A 16,297-nucleotide genomic window follows, 5' to 3' on the forward strand; every position below is an offset into this window, starting at 1 on the left:
ATCCGATTATGTCCTTATGCACAAACGTTGTTTCAAACAGATTGACGTATCTTACCGTTAGCTTGGCTGTGAGCAGCATGTTATTTTTGACGGCTTGTAATGATAGTAATGTACAAACCGAGACTCAGGTGGCTGAGGCAGTCGATTTGTCTATCTTTGAAGGCTGCTATACGGTAAGTAATGATGAGCCTGCCCAAATAAAAGTCAGTCAACAAGATGGTGCATGGGTGATGCAAATGAAAGAGCCTGCCAGTGCTAAGCGCGTTTGGGACAACCCTGAGCCATTAGAGGTGATTGAAAACAGTGATGTCTCAAAGTTCTTTTCTATTGATCCTAATAATGTCGATGCCGTGATTGGCCGTCCAGATAGGGTGCTGGTACTGGCTCATGTCAAATCTGCGTACGCCAATATCGACCCACTGCTAGATAGTGAGTACTTGTCTTATATCTATCGCGGTGCCAATACGATCTATCGTGTGGAATGTGATGACGTCAATACCGATATTTTGGCCAATCCTCATGTCGATATTATTGTCGATAATGTGAATGAAAGTGTGTGAACAAGTGGTATTTAACTGCTATTGAATATCAATCATCGTTTGTTATAAACCGTCATCAGAGTCAGGCAATATGAATTTTTTTAGTTATGTGGTGTTGGGTGGATTTTCTTATGCAGCAGGTTGGGCGATAAGAACGTATGTTTTGGACAAAAAACCCCAACCCGAGCAGCCTTACAATCTAAAACATCCGACGATTTTGGCGTACTTGGGTATGTTTTTTATTGCTATGCTGATTGTCTCATGGCTTATTGGTCGTTATGCGTTGGGACATGCCACCATTGATCTGCCTTTTATTATTGTGAATAGTCTCGTTGCTACGTTTGTCTGCTCATTCGGTCTCAATCCCGAAAAAGCCAATTATGATGTGCCTGATTAATATTCATAGACAGTTAATAACGCACAATCAATTGGATATAGTAAATAACCAATAAAAAGCCACGACCGATACCGAATTATCGATCTTGGCTTTTTTGCTATATAAACATCATGAAGTTTATATAAAAAGACGCTTTTTATATCACCATTCATTTGCATTATTGGCAGCCTTTTTTATGTTGGATCTTACAATCCAAACAGCATTATCGTCACAGTAGCGAAAAAGTAAATACGGGCAAGGGTTGGGCAACCATACTCGCGAGCAGGCACGTTATAATCCTGTCTTTTATAGCTGATTAAAATAACAACTAAGACAAAAGTAAAAAGGAAGCCGCAAGATATGGTCTCAAAGACACCGTGGACACAGGATGCTACCACTACCAAAAGCCAAAAATCCGCTTCAGTGACGAATGCCAAAACTGGACTGAATCGCAGGCAGTTTTTGCGTCAAGTAGGGATAAGCGCAGGCACAGGATTGTTAGCCACTCAAAGCATCTCTCAAGTACTGGCTGCCAATACCATGGATAAAAATAGCAGCACGTCACTGACCAAAGATGATCTGCCATTGGTGCAAGATGGTGCGTCATCGCAGACGTCACGACCACAGATTAGTTGTATGACGCCAACTATCGAAACGCAGCTTTTTGCCAGCTCTAATGTGGGCGGCAGTGATGAGCGCAATCAATTGGCGCTGGATCGCGTGGCGTGTGCAGGGTTTAAAGTAAGCAATCCTACGATCACCAGCCGGCAATATTTGCGCTTTGCAGGTACTGACTCACAACGTGCCAGTGATCTTCAAAATATCGCGACTGGTGCAATAGCGGCCCCTAAATTACTACTGGGCGTACGCGGTGGCTATGGTGCGATGCGCTTATTACCGATGATTGACTGGTCGACGCTTGGTCGTATCATGAAAGAGCGTGGCACGATACTCGCAGGATTTAGTGATGTGACCGCCATTCAATGTGCGCTACTGGCAAAAGGCGGCATGAGCTCGCTTGCGGCCCCAATGCTTTACAGTGAGTTTGGCAAAATCAACCCCGATCAAGTGACTTGCCAACAGTTTGCCAATGCCTTGAGCAATCCTAATTTAACGATCAGTATTGAAGATGCGTCTTTAACCAGCCAGCAGTTACCCAGCATTCTGACAACGGGCGCGCCAAAAGCGGTGCGCGGTACTATTTGGGGCGGTAACCTGAGTGTGGTCTCTGCGCTGGCAGGCAGTGAGTATTTACCACGGATTGAGGGTGGGATTGTGTTTTTGGAAGATGTAGGCGAGCAAGCTTATCGCATTGAGCGCATGTTATATGACTTGTATTTGGCGGGCATGTTTAAGGGTCAGCAAGCAATTGTATTTGGCGCATTGTCTGGTTCGGGTGAGGACAGCTACGATAAGCGCTATGATGTTGCCACTGTGGTTCGTCAATTGCATCAGTTGACAGGGCTGCCCGTTTATAGTGGTATGCGATTCGGTCATATTGGGAAAAAACACAGCTTTCCGCTAGGCGCGAGGTGTCAAATCAGTCCCAATACCAGCGGCGGTTATCAATTGGCGTTCGCCGATTATCCCACGATTAAAGCCGATGCGATTTATGTCGAAGGGCTGTGGCAGAATGTTTAAGAGCTCAACAATACTGTAGTCGATTCTAAATAAAACAGAGACACTACATGTCAACGCTGAACTAAGATAAATTTTTCTTGCTTGCTGTGCCTTCATAGATAGAGGCTAAGAAAAATTTATTTCAGTCCCGCTGACTCGGTTTTATACTAAACTCGTTAAATCGTTAAATCGTTAAATCGTTAAATCGTTAAATCGTTAAATCGTTAAATCGTTAAATCGTTAAATCGTTAAATCGTTAAATCGTTAAATCGTTAAATCGTTAAATCGTTAAATCGTTAAATCGCTAACCGTGAAAACTTGTCTTGGTATTCTTTGGGCGTCAACTCGGTAGTGCGTTTGAACAAGCGTGTGAATGACGAGATGTCCTCATAACCCACTTGATCCGCCAGAGATTTTATCGTCACATCGCCCGATTCTAATAGGCGTTTTGCTTGCTCAATTCTAACCGCTTGAATGTACTCAATGGGGCGCATGGCCACACAAGATTGAAAGCGTCGATTTAAGGTGCGTGGGGTGATATTGACCATACCAGCCAACTGACTCACTTGAATGGGTTTATTAAAATTTTCTTCTATAAATTCTTGTACCTGCTTGACTAGCGGGTCGGCATGCGGTTTGTGCAACGTCACATTTGTATAGCTGTTTTGGTTGCCGCGCTTACTATCGATAATCTGAGTTCTCGCCACCTGCGTAGAAATCTCACGTCCGCAATAGCGCTCTATGAGTAATAAGCCCAAATCATAAAAAGCACTGCCGCCTGCGGCACAAAAGATATTGTCTGATTGGGTCACGAACTGATTTTCCTGTAAATCCACGAGCGGGAAGTCTGCCTTAAACTTACTCGCATAACCCCAATGCGTGGTGGCGATCTTATGATCTAGCAAACCTGCCTTTGCCAAAAAAAACGCGCCACTACAGTTACTGGCGATATCTGCGTTGGTGTCAGCGAGTCTGATGAGATGGGGCAACAACTCACGGTTTTGTGTTAACACCTTATCGATCGAATCACCAATGGTCGGCACCAGCAATAAGTCGCATTCCATCACGTCTTGGATATCACAATGTGCCCGCATCATTAAGCGATTGCTACAGCGGATATCGCCGCCGCCCAAACTCGCTATCTGTACCTTAAATCTAGGCGCTACGTCCTCACCTAAAAATCGCTGCCAGCTGACCCCAGTGAACGAAAACAAGTCCAAGGCACCAGCGAGCACACTACCCAGCACGCCATCGAAGCCAAGAATAATCACTGTAAACGGTTGGAAGTCGGGCATGAGTTTTCGTTTTCCTTTATTTATTGCCAATACTATAGTTAAGTTCATATAAAAAAATACAGCGAGACGGGGATAAATTTTTTGTCGCCTCTGTCTGCGAAGGCACAGCAAGCAAGAAAAATTTGTACCAGTCTCGCGTCATAATGTCTGGTATCCATTTTATTCAGTATCGATAATATGTCTTATTTGACCATAATTATGTCATAAATGACAATACGGTAGCGTGTGAAATTGGCTTAGTATCTATGGATACCTCATTTTCTTTTGTCAACAAGCACAGTAGCGAGACTATTATGGCAGCAGATACCCTTATCAACGACTTTGAATTACCGTTTCAATTGTATGATGTACTGGGTGCTGAAACGCTGACCCAGCATCCCAAATTTGCAGAGCATAGCCGTGAGACGTTTGACGCGGTATTAAATACTGCAAACAAAATGGCAACCGATTTGTTTTTACCGCATAACCATATCGCAGATAAAAACGAGCCACAGTTCGACGGCAAAAAAGTCAGCATGATAAACGATGTGAAAGTCGCGTTTGATGCGTATCGTGAGTCAGGTTTTATCGCCGGTCGTTATAATTTCGAAGATGGCGGTATGCAATTACCTGAGACGGTGATGACGGCAGTGGCAGGCTATTTTATGGCGGCCAATCCTTCAACTACGGCCTATCCTTTTTTGACCACTGCTGCGATTAATGTGATCTCACATTTTGCCAGCGATGAGATTAAAGCTGCTTTTATGCCGCGAATGCTAACGGGTGAGTTTACCGGAACGATGGCATTGACAGAGCCGCATGCTGGCTCGTCGCTTGCTGATATCAAAACCACTGCCGTCAAACAAGCCGACGGTTCGTACCGAGTCAAAGGCAGTAAGATTTATATCTCGGGCGGCGATCATGAGCTGTCTGACAATATCGTCCATTTGGTATTGGCCAAAATTCCTGGTGGCCCTGGCGGTGTCAAAGGGATTTCTTTATTTGCGGTGCCAAAGTACCGATTAAACGATGATTTATCGATTGGTGAGCGTAATGATGTCCATCTAACGGGACTCATTCATAAACTGGGTTATAGAGGCGCGACGTCGACAGCATTGAGCTTCGGTGATGAAGGCGCGTGCCATGGTTACCTCATCGGTGATGAGCATTTTGGCCTGCGTTATATGTTTAAGATGATGAATGAGGCGCGTATTGCTGTGGGTTTTGGTGCGGCAATGATTGGTTATCGCGGTTATCAGTATTCGCTAGATTATGCCAAAGACAGAACACAAGGCAGGATTGCACCCAATAACAAGCCTGAAGATGATGCGACTGCCATCATCAATCATGGTGACGTCAGACGGATGCTACTGGCACAAAAAGCCTATTCTGAAGGCGGCATTTCATTGTGCTTATACGGCTCAAATCTGATCGACCGTATCAATACTTGCGAAGATGCCACGTTAAAAAACGAGCTGTCAGAATTACTGGATTTATTGACGCCAGTATTAAAAGCATGGCCGTCTGAATATGGGCCAAAAGCCAATGATTTGGGTATTCAGGTATTGGGCGGGGCAGGCTATACCCGCGAGTATCACGCCGAGCAATTTTGGCGGGACAATCGTCTCAATCCCATTCATGAAGGCACAAATGGCGTGCAAGCCTTGGATTTGTCATTTCGCAAGTTATGGCAAAAAGGCGGTCTTGGTATTCAAATCCTAAAACGTGAAATCACACAGGATTTGGAAAGTATCACCACGGCAGAGACGGCGAAGCTGGCAGGTAAATTGACACCTTACATGGGTGAGTTGCATGAAATTTTGATGCATTTGAGTAAAGTTTTACAAACCGAAAAAGCAGTTACCTTAACGGGCAATGCGCAGGCACTTATGAATATTTTTGCCTCGATAGTCGTGGCGTGGATTTGGATTCGCCAAGCCAGTAAAGCAGAACAGCTGCTGAGCAATACAGACGATACTGAGCAACGAGATTTCTATCAAGGCAAGATACAAGCAGCAAAATATTTTATCGATTGGGAATTACCATTAGTCAAACGCGATATCGCAATTTTAACCAATGACAATGCTGTTTGCACAGACATGCAAGCTGCGTGGTTTTAAGAATCTCTCTAAGGATAAGAGTCATGACAAGCATGAATAAGCAATGGCGGCTAAAAACAAGACCCGTGGGTGAACCGAATGCTGACACATGGGAGTATACCGAGAACGAGGTGCCGACCATTGAAGATGGACAGTTACTGATAAAAATTGACTACATCTCTATAGATCCTGCAATGCGTGGGTGGTTGAACGATGCAAAATCTTACATCGCGCCTGTAAAGGTTGACGATGTCATGCGAGCAGGCACTGTCGGCGAAGTGATTGACAGTAAGCACGCAGATTTTGCGATTGGTGACTATGTCTCAGGTCACAATGGCGTGCAATCTTATGCCGTCAGTGACGGTACGGGACTCTATAAAATTGATCCAAACCTTGCGCCCTTGTCTTATTACTTAGGTGTTTTGGGTATGCCAGGGATGACAGGGTATTTTGGGTTATTAAAAACAGGCGAGCCAAAAGCAGGCGAGACCGTTGTGGTATCGGGCGCGGCGGGCGCAGTGGGTAGTCTGGTCGGTCAAATCGCCAAAATCAAGGGTTGCCGAGTGGTCGGTATCGCAGGCGGTCATGGGAAATGTCAGTTCTTAGTCGATGAGCTTGGGTTTGATGCCGCGATTGACTATAAAAACGAAAATGTAAAAAAAGCCCTTAAACAAGCTTGTCCAAATGGGGTCGATGTGTACTTTGACAATGTGGGCGGTGATATTTTAGATGACGTGCTGACTCAGATTAATCTGCGCGCGCGTATCGTCATTTGCGGCGCAATCAGCCAATATAACAACACTGAGGCCGTTAAAGGCCCATCAAATTATTTGTCGCTGTTGGTCAATCGGGCGCGCATGGAAGGGATTGTGGTGTTTGACAATGTTAAAGAATATCCAACGGCAATGAAAGAGATTGCAGGCTGGATTAAATCGAGCGATATCAAAGTCAAAGATCATATCGTTAAAGGTATCGACACTTTCCCTGAGACGCTCATGATGCTTTTCAATGGGGAAAACTTCGGCAAATTGGTTCTCAAGGTAGAGGAATAAAACATGACATTAAGTACAAATGGAATCGCATCAGACGTGACAGGTAAACGCATTTTAATCACAGGCGGTGCATCAGGCATCGGTGCTGCCAGTGCGCTGCTGCTGGCAAGTCGCGGTGCAAAAGTTGTGATTGGCGATTTGGCAGAAACACTTGGGGTAGCGGTCGCCAAGCAAGGCCAAGAGGCAGGCAATAGTATTGTTTTTCAAAAGGTGGATGTAACGAGCGGCGATGAGGTGCGTGCGCTGTTTGCTTTTGCCATGCAAGAACTTGGTGGCCTTGATGTCGTGATAAATAATGCGGGTATCGACCATCAGCCTGCGCCCATGCATGAGCTGAGCGATGAAGACTTTGATCGCAATATTGCCGTCAATTTAAAAGGGGTGTGGCACTGTATGCGCGCCGCTGTCGCTTGTATGGCATCCAATGGCGGTGGACATGTGATCAATGTGGCCTCCATCGCAGGCCTGCGCTCCGCGCCCATGCTATCGGCTTATAGTGCTGCCAAACATGGTGTGATGGGGCTGACCAAGTCTGCTGCCCACGAGTATGCACGCGTTAATATTCGCTTCAATGCGGTATGTCCAAGTTTTATTGATACGCCAATGGTACGCAACACCATGGCAAACATGACTGAGCGCGCGCAAGAAGCCACCATCAAAGCCAGTCCACTGCGTCGTCTGGGCGAGGTTGATGAAGTGTCAGGCGCGATTGCATGGCTTGCCAGCGATGAGAGTACGTTTATGAATGGTCATGCCTTTACACTTGATGGTGGGATGGTGGCCTAGCTGGCTTAATGTACCTTATTAAAAAAATTGATACTAAATTTGGCGGTGCTGCGAGATTTTTTTCATCACTGCTAATTTAAAAAAGCATAAGGAGTTATCATGAAAGATTTATTTAATTTAACAGGCAAGATTGCATTGGTGACGGGCGCGAGTCGCGGTATTGGCGAGTCTATTGCGCGTCTGCTTGCGTCAAGAGGGGCGCATGTGATCGTGTCTAGTCGTAAGATCGATGCTTGCCAAGCGGTCGCAGATAGCATCAAAGCTGACGGTCATAAGGCCAGTGCGTTTGCTTGCCATGTGGGGGATATGGCGCAGATTGAAACGATTTTTGAGCATATCAAAAGTGAGTTTGGTCAGCTTGATATCTTGGTCAATAACGCGGCGGCAAATCCTTATTACGGTCATATTTTGGATACGGATTTGGCCGCTTTTGATAAGACAGTAGAGGTCAATATTCGCGGTTATTTCTTTATGTCGACGGCCGCTGGCAAAATGATGCGCGAACAGGGTGGTGGCGTGATTTTGAACACGGCATCGGTTAATGGTTTGGTGGCAGGGGACAAGCAAGGGATTTATTCAATCACCAAAGCCGCTGTCATTAGCATGACCAAAGCCTTTGCCAAAGAATGCGGGCCTTTGAATATTCGTGTCAACGCTTTATTGCCAGGTTTGACCGATACCAAGTTTGCCTCTGCTCTTACAACCAACGATAAAGTCTTAAAGATGGCGCTGCATTCTATACCGTTAGGTCGTGTGGCTGATCCAGATGAAATGGCGGGCACGGTACTGTATTTGGTGTCTGATGCGTCAAGCTATACCACGGGCGCAACCGTAGTGGTCGATGGTGGGATGCTTGCTTAGTGGTAGAGTGTTAAATGTAAAATAGCGACAGTGTTTACAATAAAAACCGCATAAGACGACGCTCTATGCGGTTTTTTTGTTCTATTTTTTAGTGCAAATATCCAAAATAAGATATGCTCAAATAAAAGTCAGATATTCAGATGAGATTGTAGAGTCAACAAAAACTAGAGTCGAGATGGCAGTAGTATACTGTAGCGTTTTAACGTATTTCGAATACACAGGAAATTATGTATGAGTTTCACCAATAACAATAATACAGAAGTAAAAACGACTGTTGAAAATAAAACATGGTTATTCGTACCAGCGACGCGTCTTGACCGAATAGAAAAGGCATTTGCCAGTGGTGCTGCGGCGGTAATTGTAGATTTGGAAGATGCCGTTGTTCAAAAAGACAAAGCACAAGCGCGAGAAGCATTAAAAAATTACTATGACGATCAAAACGAGAAGCTTACTTATCAGCCGATTTGGTTGCGTATCAATCGGGCAGGGACTGAGGCGTTTTTTGAAGACTTGGCATTGTGCCAGCAAATGCCCAAGCTGGCGGGCGTCTTATTGGCAAAAGCAGAGCAAGCTGGCGACATCGAGCATGTTTATCAATTCACAGGATTGCCTGTCATTGCACTGATAGAGAGCGCCACTGGCTTATATCAAATCGACAGCATGGCAAAAGCCACTGGTCTTGCTGCCTTCAGTTACGGGTTTTTAGACCTGTGTAATGATTTGCGCGTGCAAGTGGGCACGCCTTCAGCCGACCTTATTGCCAATCAGATTCGTTATCAGTTTATTATAGTATCAAAGGTGCACAAGCTAGCACCGCCGATTGACACCATTTATCCTGATTTTAATGATGAAGTAGGGTTACGCACTCGCGTACAGTTATGGTCACAAATGGGCATGTTAGGAATGCTGTGTATCCATCCCAAGCAAGTGGCTACCGTACAGCAAGCCTTGCAGCCGACAGACAAAGCGCTTGAGTTTGCCAAGCGTGTGATCGAGGAGTACGAGCGAAGTGGTCAGGCGGTATTTAAAATAGAAGGCGAGATGGTCGATGCACCAGTTATTGAGCGCTGCCGTCAGCTGTTGAGCCAGTGGCAGATGAAAGAATAATGCTTTATCATCAACCACCTATGATCAGTTCGAAGTTAAATTAGTACGTTGATAATCACGTGAGACTGGTACAAATTTTCTTTGCGTGCTGCTAACACAGAGGCTGCAAAAAATTCATCCCAGTCTCACTGCATCGCTTTCAAAATGGATCGATTATAGATCTATCAAAAACCACATATATTACGATTTATAAAAGAACGCTATGATTTTTATCAGTAATACCATTAGCCTAAATGATAATGACGTGGACATTAGTGCTATGCGCTCGCAAGGGGCGGGCGGGCAAAATGTCAATAAAGTTTCCTCTGCGATTCATCTGCGCTTTGATATCCTTGGCTCAAGTTTGAGCGATGCTCAAAAACAGCGTTTGCTGGACAGTAAGGATAGCCGAATCACCAAAGAAGGGGTGCTGATTATCAAGGCCCAGCAGTTTCGTACGCAAGAAAGAAACAAGATTGATGCGTTTGAGCGATTGCAGAGCTTTATCATAAAAGCCACTCATGTGAATAAAACCCGCAAACCCACCAAACCGAGCAGAAATGCCAAGCGCAAGCGCGTGGATCAAAAGACCCAACGCGGCAAGACCAAAGCATTGCGCGGTAAAGTGGATTATTGACGATGGCGCTTTTTACGTCTTAACCAAGTCTTTTACTCAGCTCAGGGAAGCGCTTGATCATAAATAACATCAATAGTAGGGCGACGCTAGCAATCGCCGCCCCAACGTAGCCCACGCTTGATATAGAGATATGCGTCACTGCATAACCGCCGAATAACGCGCCCGCACCAATACCTAAATTGATAATACCTGAGAACATCGACATCAGCATGTCTTGCGCATTCACATCCACCATGATGACTTTGGCTTGCATGGTGATGATAAGTAACATCAACGCGGCTCCCCAAAGTAACGCAATCAGGCTAAGCGCCCATACCGAGGTGACGGCCAGCAATAGCACAAGCATCGAGCCGAGCATCAGTATCGTCGACATTAGCATCAACTGAGTATTTAAGCGATCTCCCCAGCGACTGAATATCCAACTGCCTAAAATACCAGCGGCACCGAACAGTAACAGGACGAAAGTGGCTAAATTCTCACTAATGGAGCCGACTTGACGCATAAACGGCTCAATGTATGAGTAAGCGGTGTAGTGTGCCGTAAAGACGAGTAAGATAAGCAAATACAAGCAGACCAATAATGGGTTTTTGAGCAATTCTGGGATTTTTCTAAAAGACCCTTCAAACATACTTGGCAGAGTTGGTAAAAGCCTCGCTTGGAGAATAAAAACGATGAGCGCAATCACGCCGATACCACCGAAGGTTGCGCGCCAGCCAAACCATTGACCAATCACTCGCCCTAAAGGTACACCCAGTACCATGGCCAATGAGGTACCGGTTGCCAGCACACTAAGCGCCATCGCTTTTTTGCCTTCTGGTGCCACACGTATAGCGATCGCCGCCGTGATTGACCAAAATATCGCATGAGATAGCGCGATACCAACGCGACTGATCAGCAAGACATTAAAACTCCACGCAAAAACAGAGAGGATGTGGCTGACAATGAAGACAGCGAATAAGCCCAAAAGCAAACGCTTGCGCTCAAATCGACTGGTCAGCAGCATAAGTGGCAATGACATCGCTGCGACAATCCAAGCATAGAGTGTCAACATCCAGCCTGTTTCTGCCGTGGTGATTGAGAAATCTTGCGCAATGTCACTTAACAATGCGACAGGAACGAATTCTGTGGTATTCATGATAAATGCGCTAACGCCCATCAAAAATACTTGAAAATACTGAGTGCGGCGAGCATCTGCGCTCGCCTCAAGGGTGTGTTTCATAAGATCCAATACAAAGAAGGGGCTAATACAGCAAAATGAGCCAAAAAGCGGTATAAAAAATACTAAGGAATATAAGAGTGGAGGGGAAGATACCAAGTCAAAAGCATAAGTTAAAGTAGTTTTTTGCTATTTCGGTTGGATTTCTTTTATCTTAAGTGGCCAATTGTATGAATTTTAAAAACAGCCCTTGTATCAGTATTTATTTTCTATTAGCTGATATGCTATCATCAATGCATTATCCATCGTGGGTTTAACAGTTTTGTATTGCCAATCATTATTGTCATCTAATGAAAACGTACAAACCTTGCAACTTCCAGCACGATGTAAAATAATTCTGGTAAAGCGCATGAGCCTGTACTCCGACACCTCATTTGTGCCAATTTATTTGCCTATTTGGGCTTATTTCATACTTTTTCGTCGGAGTTACAGGAGCCAAAGGTGTTTAATACTATGAATTACACTGTCAATCAATCCCCATATACCCGTCGTTATCAGCCACGTCATCTTCTTGCACACTATGCCATCGCTCAAATAGATACGCTTAAACTGCGCTCGCAAGATATTATTAAAGCCATGGACTATCCGTTAAAGCATACGATACCGGCATGTGATCGACTGCGTCATGTACTGTCTAGCAAATGCCTTGGACTTGATGGTAGCTATAGTGATAAATATTTTACAGCTGATGAATTCCTAGCAACGCTATTTTCGGTGCTTGAAATCCCTTACGAGCCATTTGCAGAAGACATTGCTCAGATTAAATACGATTTGATACATTCTGACAATCCTGTGTCCAAGTATAGTTTACGAGCGCAAGTTGAGTTCGAATTCAATGATGCCAATTGGATGGCGCGTGGTAATGCTGCACGTTTGGCTCACATACGTCTTCCAGATGGATTTGCCGAATTAGAAGAGGCAGAGCGTCATGTGATTGTGAAAGAAAGTATTTGTGAGCACTATCAGCGTTATGAAGGTAATTTGCCTTTCGAGGGAATCATCAAAGGCTATGAGCTGATGACTGAGCAGAATAATAAAGTGGTCGATAGTTTAGAATATGGATTGCCAAAATCGAGTAGTGTGTAAATATTTTTTATAGTATAAAAGACTGATTTAGTTATGCTATAACTTCTGATCAAAACCTATAAATATATTAGCCACAAGTACAAATATATTAAGTCCAATGAAGCCTCATTTTATTATGAGGCTTTTTTTTATCTATTTTAGGACGAGACACATAAACTATATATTTGATGGACCATTACTATAAAAGCCATCGTGAATTAAAAAATCTGTAATCTATCTGATCACACAGGCTTAGAGATGGCTCGCCACAGCATATTGAATAAGGCATCGAATTCAGCATTGATAGGGGTGTCAGTCTGACGAATGATATGCATCAGCCCAAGGCGACTGATAAAGCCCATAAACACATCAAAAAGTATATATAGCGGTACGGTATCGTTGAGTACGCCGCGATTTTGCCCGTCCTCCAGTACCTCTAAAAACGCGCCAATCAATTCTTTATTTTCATAAATGGCAATATTACGAATGTGTGATGCTGATACAGAAGACAGCACCATGACTGCATCAGGATGTGAATCTACAAAATCAAAACATACCCATAGCGTCTTACGCAGACGATCTTGCACACTATCAATGCCTTGCAAATGATCCATGATGCGTATGGCCAATCTACCCAACACAATATCCATAATGGTATAAAAAAGCGTTTGTTTATCACCAAAGTATTTATAAAGCGTTTGCAGAGAAACATTAGCAGACTTGGCAATTTGCGCCATGGTGACTTCATTAGAATCGACGCCAGCGAACACTTTACGTACTGCTTTTTCGATCTTATCTAGCGTAGCTGGTCGCATGTCCGACAAAGGTGCTAACACTCGAGTATCAACGAGTTGAGAAGTTTGAGTAGTCTTAGTCATATTTTATGAGGCCTTTACTGTCGTGCTCTGTGAATGGTTTTTATTTGAATCATACCGTCCATCCAACCTAAAAATGATACATAAGGTGAATCAAATCGGAATGGTTGCACCAAAGAAATAGATTAAGGTAATTAATATTACCATTGATTTTTAATTAGTTGCGAAATTATTTTTATTATCCTAGTATAAGTTTTGAATTCACTAATAATTAAAGGTTTTAATGGGTATCCCATACGGTAATTTATATTACCGTAATTAAAATTGATTAGTGAATATCCTCTTTTAAATTAATAAGTCACTCAACATCGTCAAGGATAGACACCATGAGTATCGAAAAATTTGTGCCAAACTGGATGACTGAAGAGCATCAAATGGTTTACGACAGTGCGTTAAAAATGTTTAAAAGCTGGGAAACAAAAGATGAGGAATGGCGCAAAAACGGCATGATTGACCGTGCAGCGTGGGAAGAGGCGGGCGCGATGGGGTTCTTGTGCGCTTCAATACCAGAGGAGTACGGCGGCGGCGGTGGTGATTTTGGTCATGAAGCAGCTCTGCTGTACGCACAGGCCGAAGCCAATCAATCGGGTTTTGGTGGTATGGTGCATTCAGGTATTGTGGCCCCGTATATATTGGCGCACGGTACTGACGAGCAGAAAAAAGCATGGCTACCCAAGATGTCAACTGGAGAATACGTTGCCGCGATTGCCATGACTGAGCCTGGTACTGGCTCAGATTTACAGAATATCAAAACCTATGCCGTAAAGGATGGGGAAGATTATATTATTACTGGGTCAAAAACCTTTATCACAAATGGTCAGCATGCCAACCTTATCTTGCTGGCGTGTAAAACAGACCGCGAAAAAGGCGCGCAAGGTGTTTCATTAATTGTGGTAGAGACCGATCAAGTAACCGGTTTTGAGCGTGGCCGTAATCTTGACAAAATAGGTCTGACCTCTCAAGACACCTCAGAGTTATTTTTTAGCAATGTACGTGTGCCGCAAAAGAATGTACTAGGCACGGTCGAGGGCATGGGTTTTATTCAGATGATGCAAGAGCTGCCACGCGAGCGCTTAATCATTGCGTTGTCTGGCGTTGGTGCGATGAAACTGGCAATAAATTTGACGTTAGAGTACGTGAAAGGTCGTGAAGCCTTTGGCAAACCGGTTTGGGCGTTCCAAAACACGCGCTTTAAGATGGCAGAATGCTATGCAGATTATCTGGCTGCCAGCAGTATGTGTGACGCTGCTGTCGATGCCATGTTAGAAGGCAAGTTAACCGTCCCACATGCGTCATTGATTAAATATTGGGTAACACAAAAGCAGTGTGAGGTCATCGATGAATGCGTCCAGCTGTTTGGCGGTTATGGCTATATGACAGAATATCCAATCGCGCGCTTATATGCAGATGCTCGCGTACAAAAAATTTATGGCGGCACCAATGAGATTATGAAAGAGTTGGCGTCACGCTTTATGTAAAAACTGGATTTGAGCCTACATAACGCGATTGTGGTTGGTGCACAATACAGTGATGATACATGATTGATTTATCAAAATAAAAAGGGACTTTTATGACTGAGATTGCTTACATTTATGAGGCTATTCGCACCCCGCGCGGCAAAGGAAAAAAGGATGGTGCACTCTTTCAAGCATCGCCAATTTGGCTGGTACGTACTCTGCTAAAAGAGATGCAGCAGCGCCACAATCTAGATACCAGCTTGGTAGATGATGTGGTGCTGGGCTGCGTGACACCAGTGGGTGAGCAAGGCTCTGATATTGCTCGTATCGCGGTCATTGATGCTGGCTGGGCGCAAAGTGTGGCAGGTCTGACATTATCTCGATTTTGCGCATCTGGTCTTGAGTCTATCAATCTGGCTGCTGCCAAAGTCATGTCGGGCATGGAGGATATGGTGGTGGCAGGGGGTGTTGAGTCCATGAGCCGTGTCCCGATGGGTTCTGATGGCGGTGCTTGGTACATGGACCCACGAGTCAATGAAGCAACTCACTTTGTCCCGCAAGGCGTGGGCGCAGATACCATAGCAACGCTCAAGGGCTTTAGTCGTACTGACGTTGATGCATTTGCCACTGAGTCACATCGCCGTGCCGCCCATGCTTGGAATGAGGGCTATTATGACAAATCGGTCGTTCCAGTTACTGATATCAATGGCATGATGCTGCTTGCTAAAGATGAAACCGTTCGTCCTAATACCAATGTCGAGACCTTAGCTGGGCTAAAACCTTCTTTTATTGTGCCCGGCAAAATGGGCTTCGATAGTGTGATATTAGACAGATACACCACAATTGAAGCCGTGAACCATGTACATCACGCTGGCAACTCTTCTGGTATCGTTGATGGGGCTGCAATCTGCTTGGTCGGCAGCGCAGCAGCTGGTCAAAAAGCTGGTCTTAAACCACGCGCCAAAATCACTATGGCATCCGTTATTGGCTCAGAGCCAGCTATTATGCTGACAGGTCCCACGCCCGCGTGTCAAAAAGCGCTCAGAAAAGCAGGTATGCAGGCTTCAGATATCGACCTCTGGGAGATTAATGAAGCGTTTGCAGCCGTACCGCTCAATACCGCCAATGATTTCGGTCTCTCACTTGATAAGGTTAATGTCAATGGGGGTGCGATTGCCATGGGTCATCCGCTTGGCGCAACGGGGGCAATGCTACTGACCACTGTCCTTGATGAGTTAGAGCGTCGTGATTTAAAAACCGCGATGATTACGCTGTGTGTGGGTGGCGGTATGGGGATTGCCACTATCATCGAGCGTGTTTAACTCCTTTCTCAAATAGACTAAAACGCACTATA

At 44.7% G+C, this 16,297-nt stretch carries 15 protein-coding genes; 12 read left to right on the forward strand and 3 right to left on the reverse strand.

Annotated features, from left to right (window positions below):
- The first annotated feature begins 8 nt into the window (after nucleotides 1-8).
- From CIK80_RS12920 to CIK80_RS12930, 3 genes are all read left to right on the forward strand, one after another.
- Nucleotides 9-560, forward strand: coding sequence for a hypothetical protein (locus CIK80_RS12920; protein WP_257011772.1), 552 nt, complete (start codon nucleotides 9-11; stop codon nucleotides 558-560).
- A 70-nt stretch (nucleotides 561-630) separates the two neighbouring features.
- Entirely contained in the window at nucleotides 631-936 is a 306-nt protein-coding gene (locus CIK80_RS12925; RefSeq protein ID WP_095570306.1) for a hypothetical protein, read from the forward strand.
- A gap of 402 nt (nucleotides 937-1,338) precedes the next feature.
- Entirely contained in the window at nucleotides 1,339-2,556 is a 1,218-nt protein-coding gene (locus CIK80_RS12930) for an LD-carboxypeptidase (RefSeq protein ID WP_095570412.1), read from the forward strand.
- Nucleotides 2,557-2,831: 275 nt separating this feature from the next.
- Here the strand turns inward: CIK80_RS12930 and CIK80_RS12935 are convergent, their stop codons facing one another.
- On the reverse strand, nucleotides 2,832-3,830 hold the full coding sequence (locus tag CIK80_RS12935) for a helix-turn-helix domain-containing protein (protein ID WP_095570307.1): 999 nt from the start codon (nucleotides 3,828-3,830) through the stop codon (nucleotides 2,832-2,834).
- A 293-nt stretch (nucleotides 3,831-4,123) separates the two neighbouring features.
- Here CIK80_RS12935 and CIK80_RS12940 point away from each other — a divergent pair, with 293 nt between their 5' ends.
- The 6 genes from CIK80_RS12940 to arfB all read left to right on the forward strand — a co-directional run bounded on the left by CIK80_RS12940 (nucleotide 4,124) and on the right by arfB (nucleotide 10,330).
- On the forward strand, nucleotides 4,124-5,929 hold the full coding sequence (locus CIK80_RS12940) for an acyl-CoA dehydrogenase (RefSeq protein ID WP_095570413.1): 1,806 nt from the start codon (nucleotides 4,124-4,126) through the stop codon (nucleotides 5,927-5,929).
- 23 nt (nucleotides 5,930-5,952) lie between these two features.
- On the forward strand, nucleotides 5,953-6,960 hold the full coding sequence (locus CIK80_RS12945; protein ID WP_095570308.1) for an NADP-dependent oxidoreductase: 1,008 nt from the start codon (nucleotides 5,953-5,955) through the stop codon (nucleotides 6,958-6,960).
- Nucleotides 6,961-6,963: 3 nt separating this feature from the next.
- Complete coding sequence (locus CIK80_RS12950) at nucleotides 6,964-7,746, forward strand: SDR family NAD(P)-dependent oxidoreductase (RefSeq protein ID WP_095570309.1); 783 nt, start codon at nucleotides 6,964-6,966, stop codon at nucleotides 7,744-7,746.
- A 96-nt stretch (nucleotides 7,747-7,842) separates the two neighbouring features.
- Nucleotides 7,843-8,607 carry an SDR family oxidoreductase gene (locus tag CIK80_RS12955; RefSeq protein ID WP_257011783.1) on the forward strand — a complete coding sequence of 255 codons (765 nt, stop codon included), beginning with the start codon at nucleotides 7,843-7,845 and terminating at the stop codon, nucleotides 8,605-8,607.
- 231 nt (nucleotides 8,608-8,838) lie between these two features.
- On the forward strand, nucleotides 8,839-9,714 hold the full coding sequence (locus CIK80_RS12960) for a CoA ester lyase (RefSeq protein WP_095570311.1): 876 nt from the start codon (nucleotides 8,839-8,841) through the stop codon (nucleotides 9,712-9,714).
- Nucleotides 9,715-9,916: 202 nt separating this feature from the next.
- Nucleotides 9,917-10,330, forward strand: coding sequence for an alternative ribosome rescue aminoacyl-tRNA hydrolase ArfB (arfB, locus tag CIK80_RS12965; RefSeq protein WP_095570312.1), 414 nt, complete (start codon nucleotides 9,917-9,919; stop codon nucleotides 10,328-10,330).
- A gap of 19 nt (nucleotides 10,331-10,349) precedes the next feature.
- On the opposite strand, the gene CIK80_RS12970 is transcribed toward arfB, so the two are convergent.
- Nucleotides 10,350-11,549: a sugar transporter gene (locus tag CIK80_RS12970; RefSeq protein WP_095570313.1), complete on the reverse strand. Its 1,200-nt coding sequence runs from the start codon at nucleotides 11,547-11,549 to the stop codon at nucleotides 10,350-10,352.
- 450 nt (nucleotides 11,550-11,999) lie between these two features.
- On the opposite strand from CIK80_RS12970, the gene CIK80_RS12975 reads away from it, so the two are divergent.
- Nucleotides 12,000-12,632: a hypothetical protein gene (locus tag CIK80_RS12975; RefSeq protein WP_095570314.1), complete on the forward strand. Its 633-nt coding sequence runs from the start codon at nucleotides 12,000-12,002 to the stop codon at nucleotides 12,630-12,632.
- 221 nt (nucleotides 12,633-12,853) lie between these two features.
- On the opposite strand, the gene CIK80_RS12980 is transcribed toward CIK80_RS12975, so the two are convergent.
- Nucleotides 12,854-13,489, reverse strand: a complete 636-nt coding sequence (locus CIK80_RS12980; RefSeq protein ID WP_095570315.1) for a TetR/AcrR family transcriptional regulator — start codon at nucleotides 13,487-13,489, stop codon at nucleotides 12,854-12,856.
- A 323-nt stretch (nucleotides 13,490-13,812) separates the two neighbouring features.
- Here CIK80_RS12980 and CIK80_RS12985 point away from each other — a divergent pair, with 323 nt between their 5' ends.
- Nucleotides 13,813-14,964, forward strand: a complete 1,152-nt coding sequence (locus tag CIK80_RS12985; protein WP_095570316.1) for an acyl-CoA dehydrogenase family protein — start codon at nucleotides 13,813-13,815, stop codon at nucleotides 14,962-14,964.
- Between the two features lie 92 nt (nucleotides 14,965-15,056).
- Nucleotides 15,057-16,265, forward strand: coding sequence for an acetyl-CoA C-acetyltransferase (locus CIK80_RS12990; protein ID WP_095570317.1), 1,209 nt, complete (start codon nucleotides 15,057-15,059; stop codon nucleotides 16,263-16,265).
- Nucleotides 16,266-16,297 lie beyond the last annotated feature (32 nt).

The sequence above is a fragment of the Psychrobacter sp. JB193 genome, assembly GCF_002285555.1.
In the GTDB taxonomy this organism is placed as follows: Bacteria; Pseudomonadota; Gammaproteobacteria; order Pseudomonadales; family Moraxellaceae; genus Psychrobacter; species Psychrobacter alimentarius.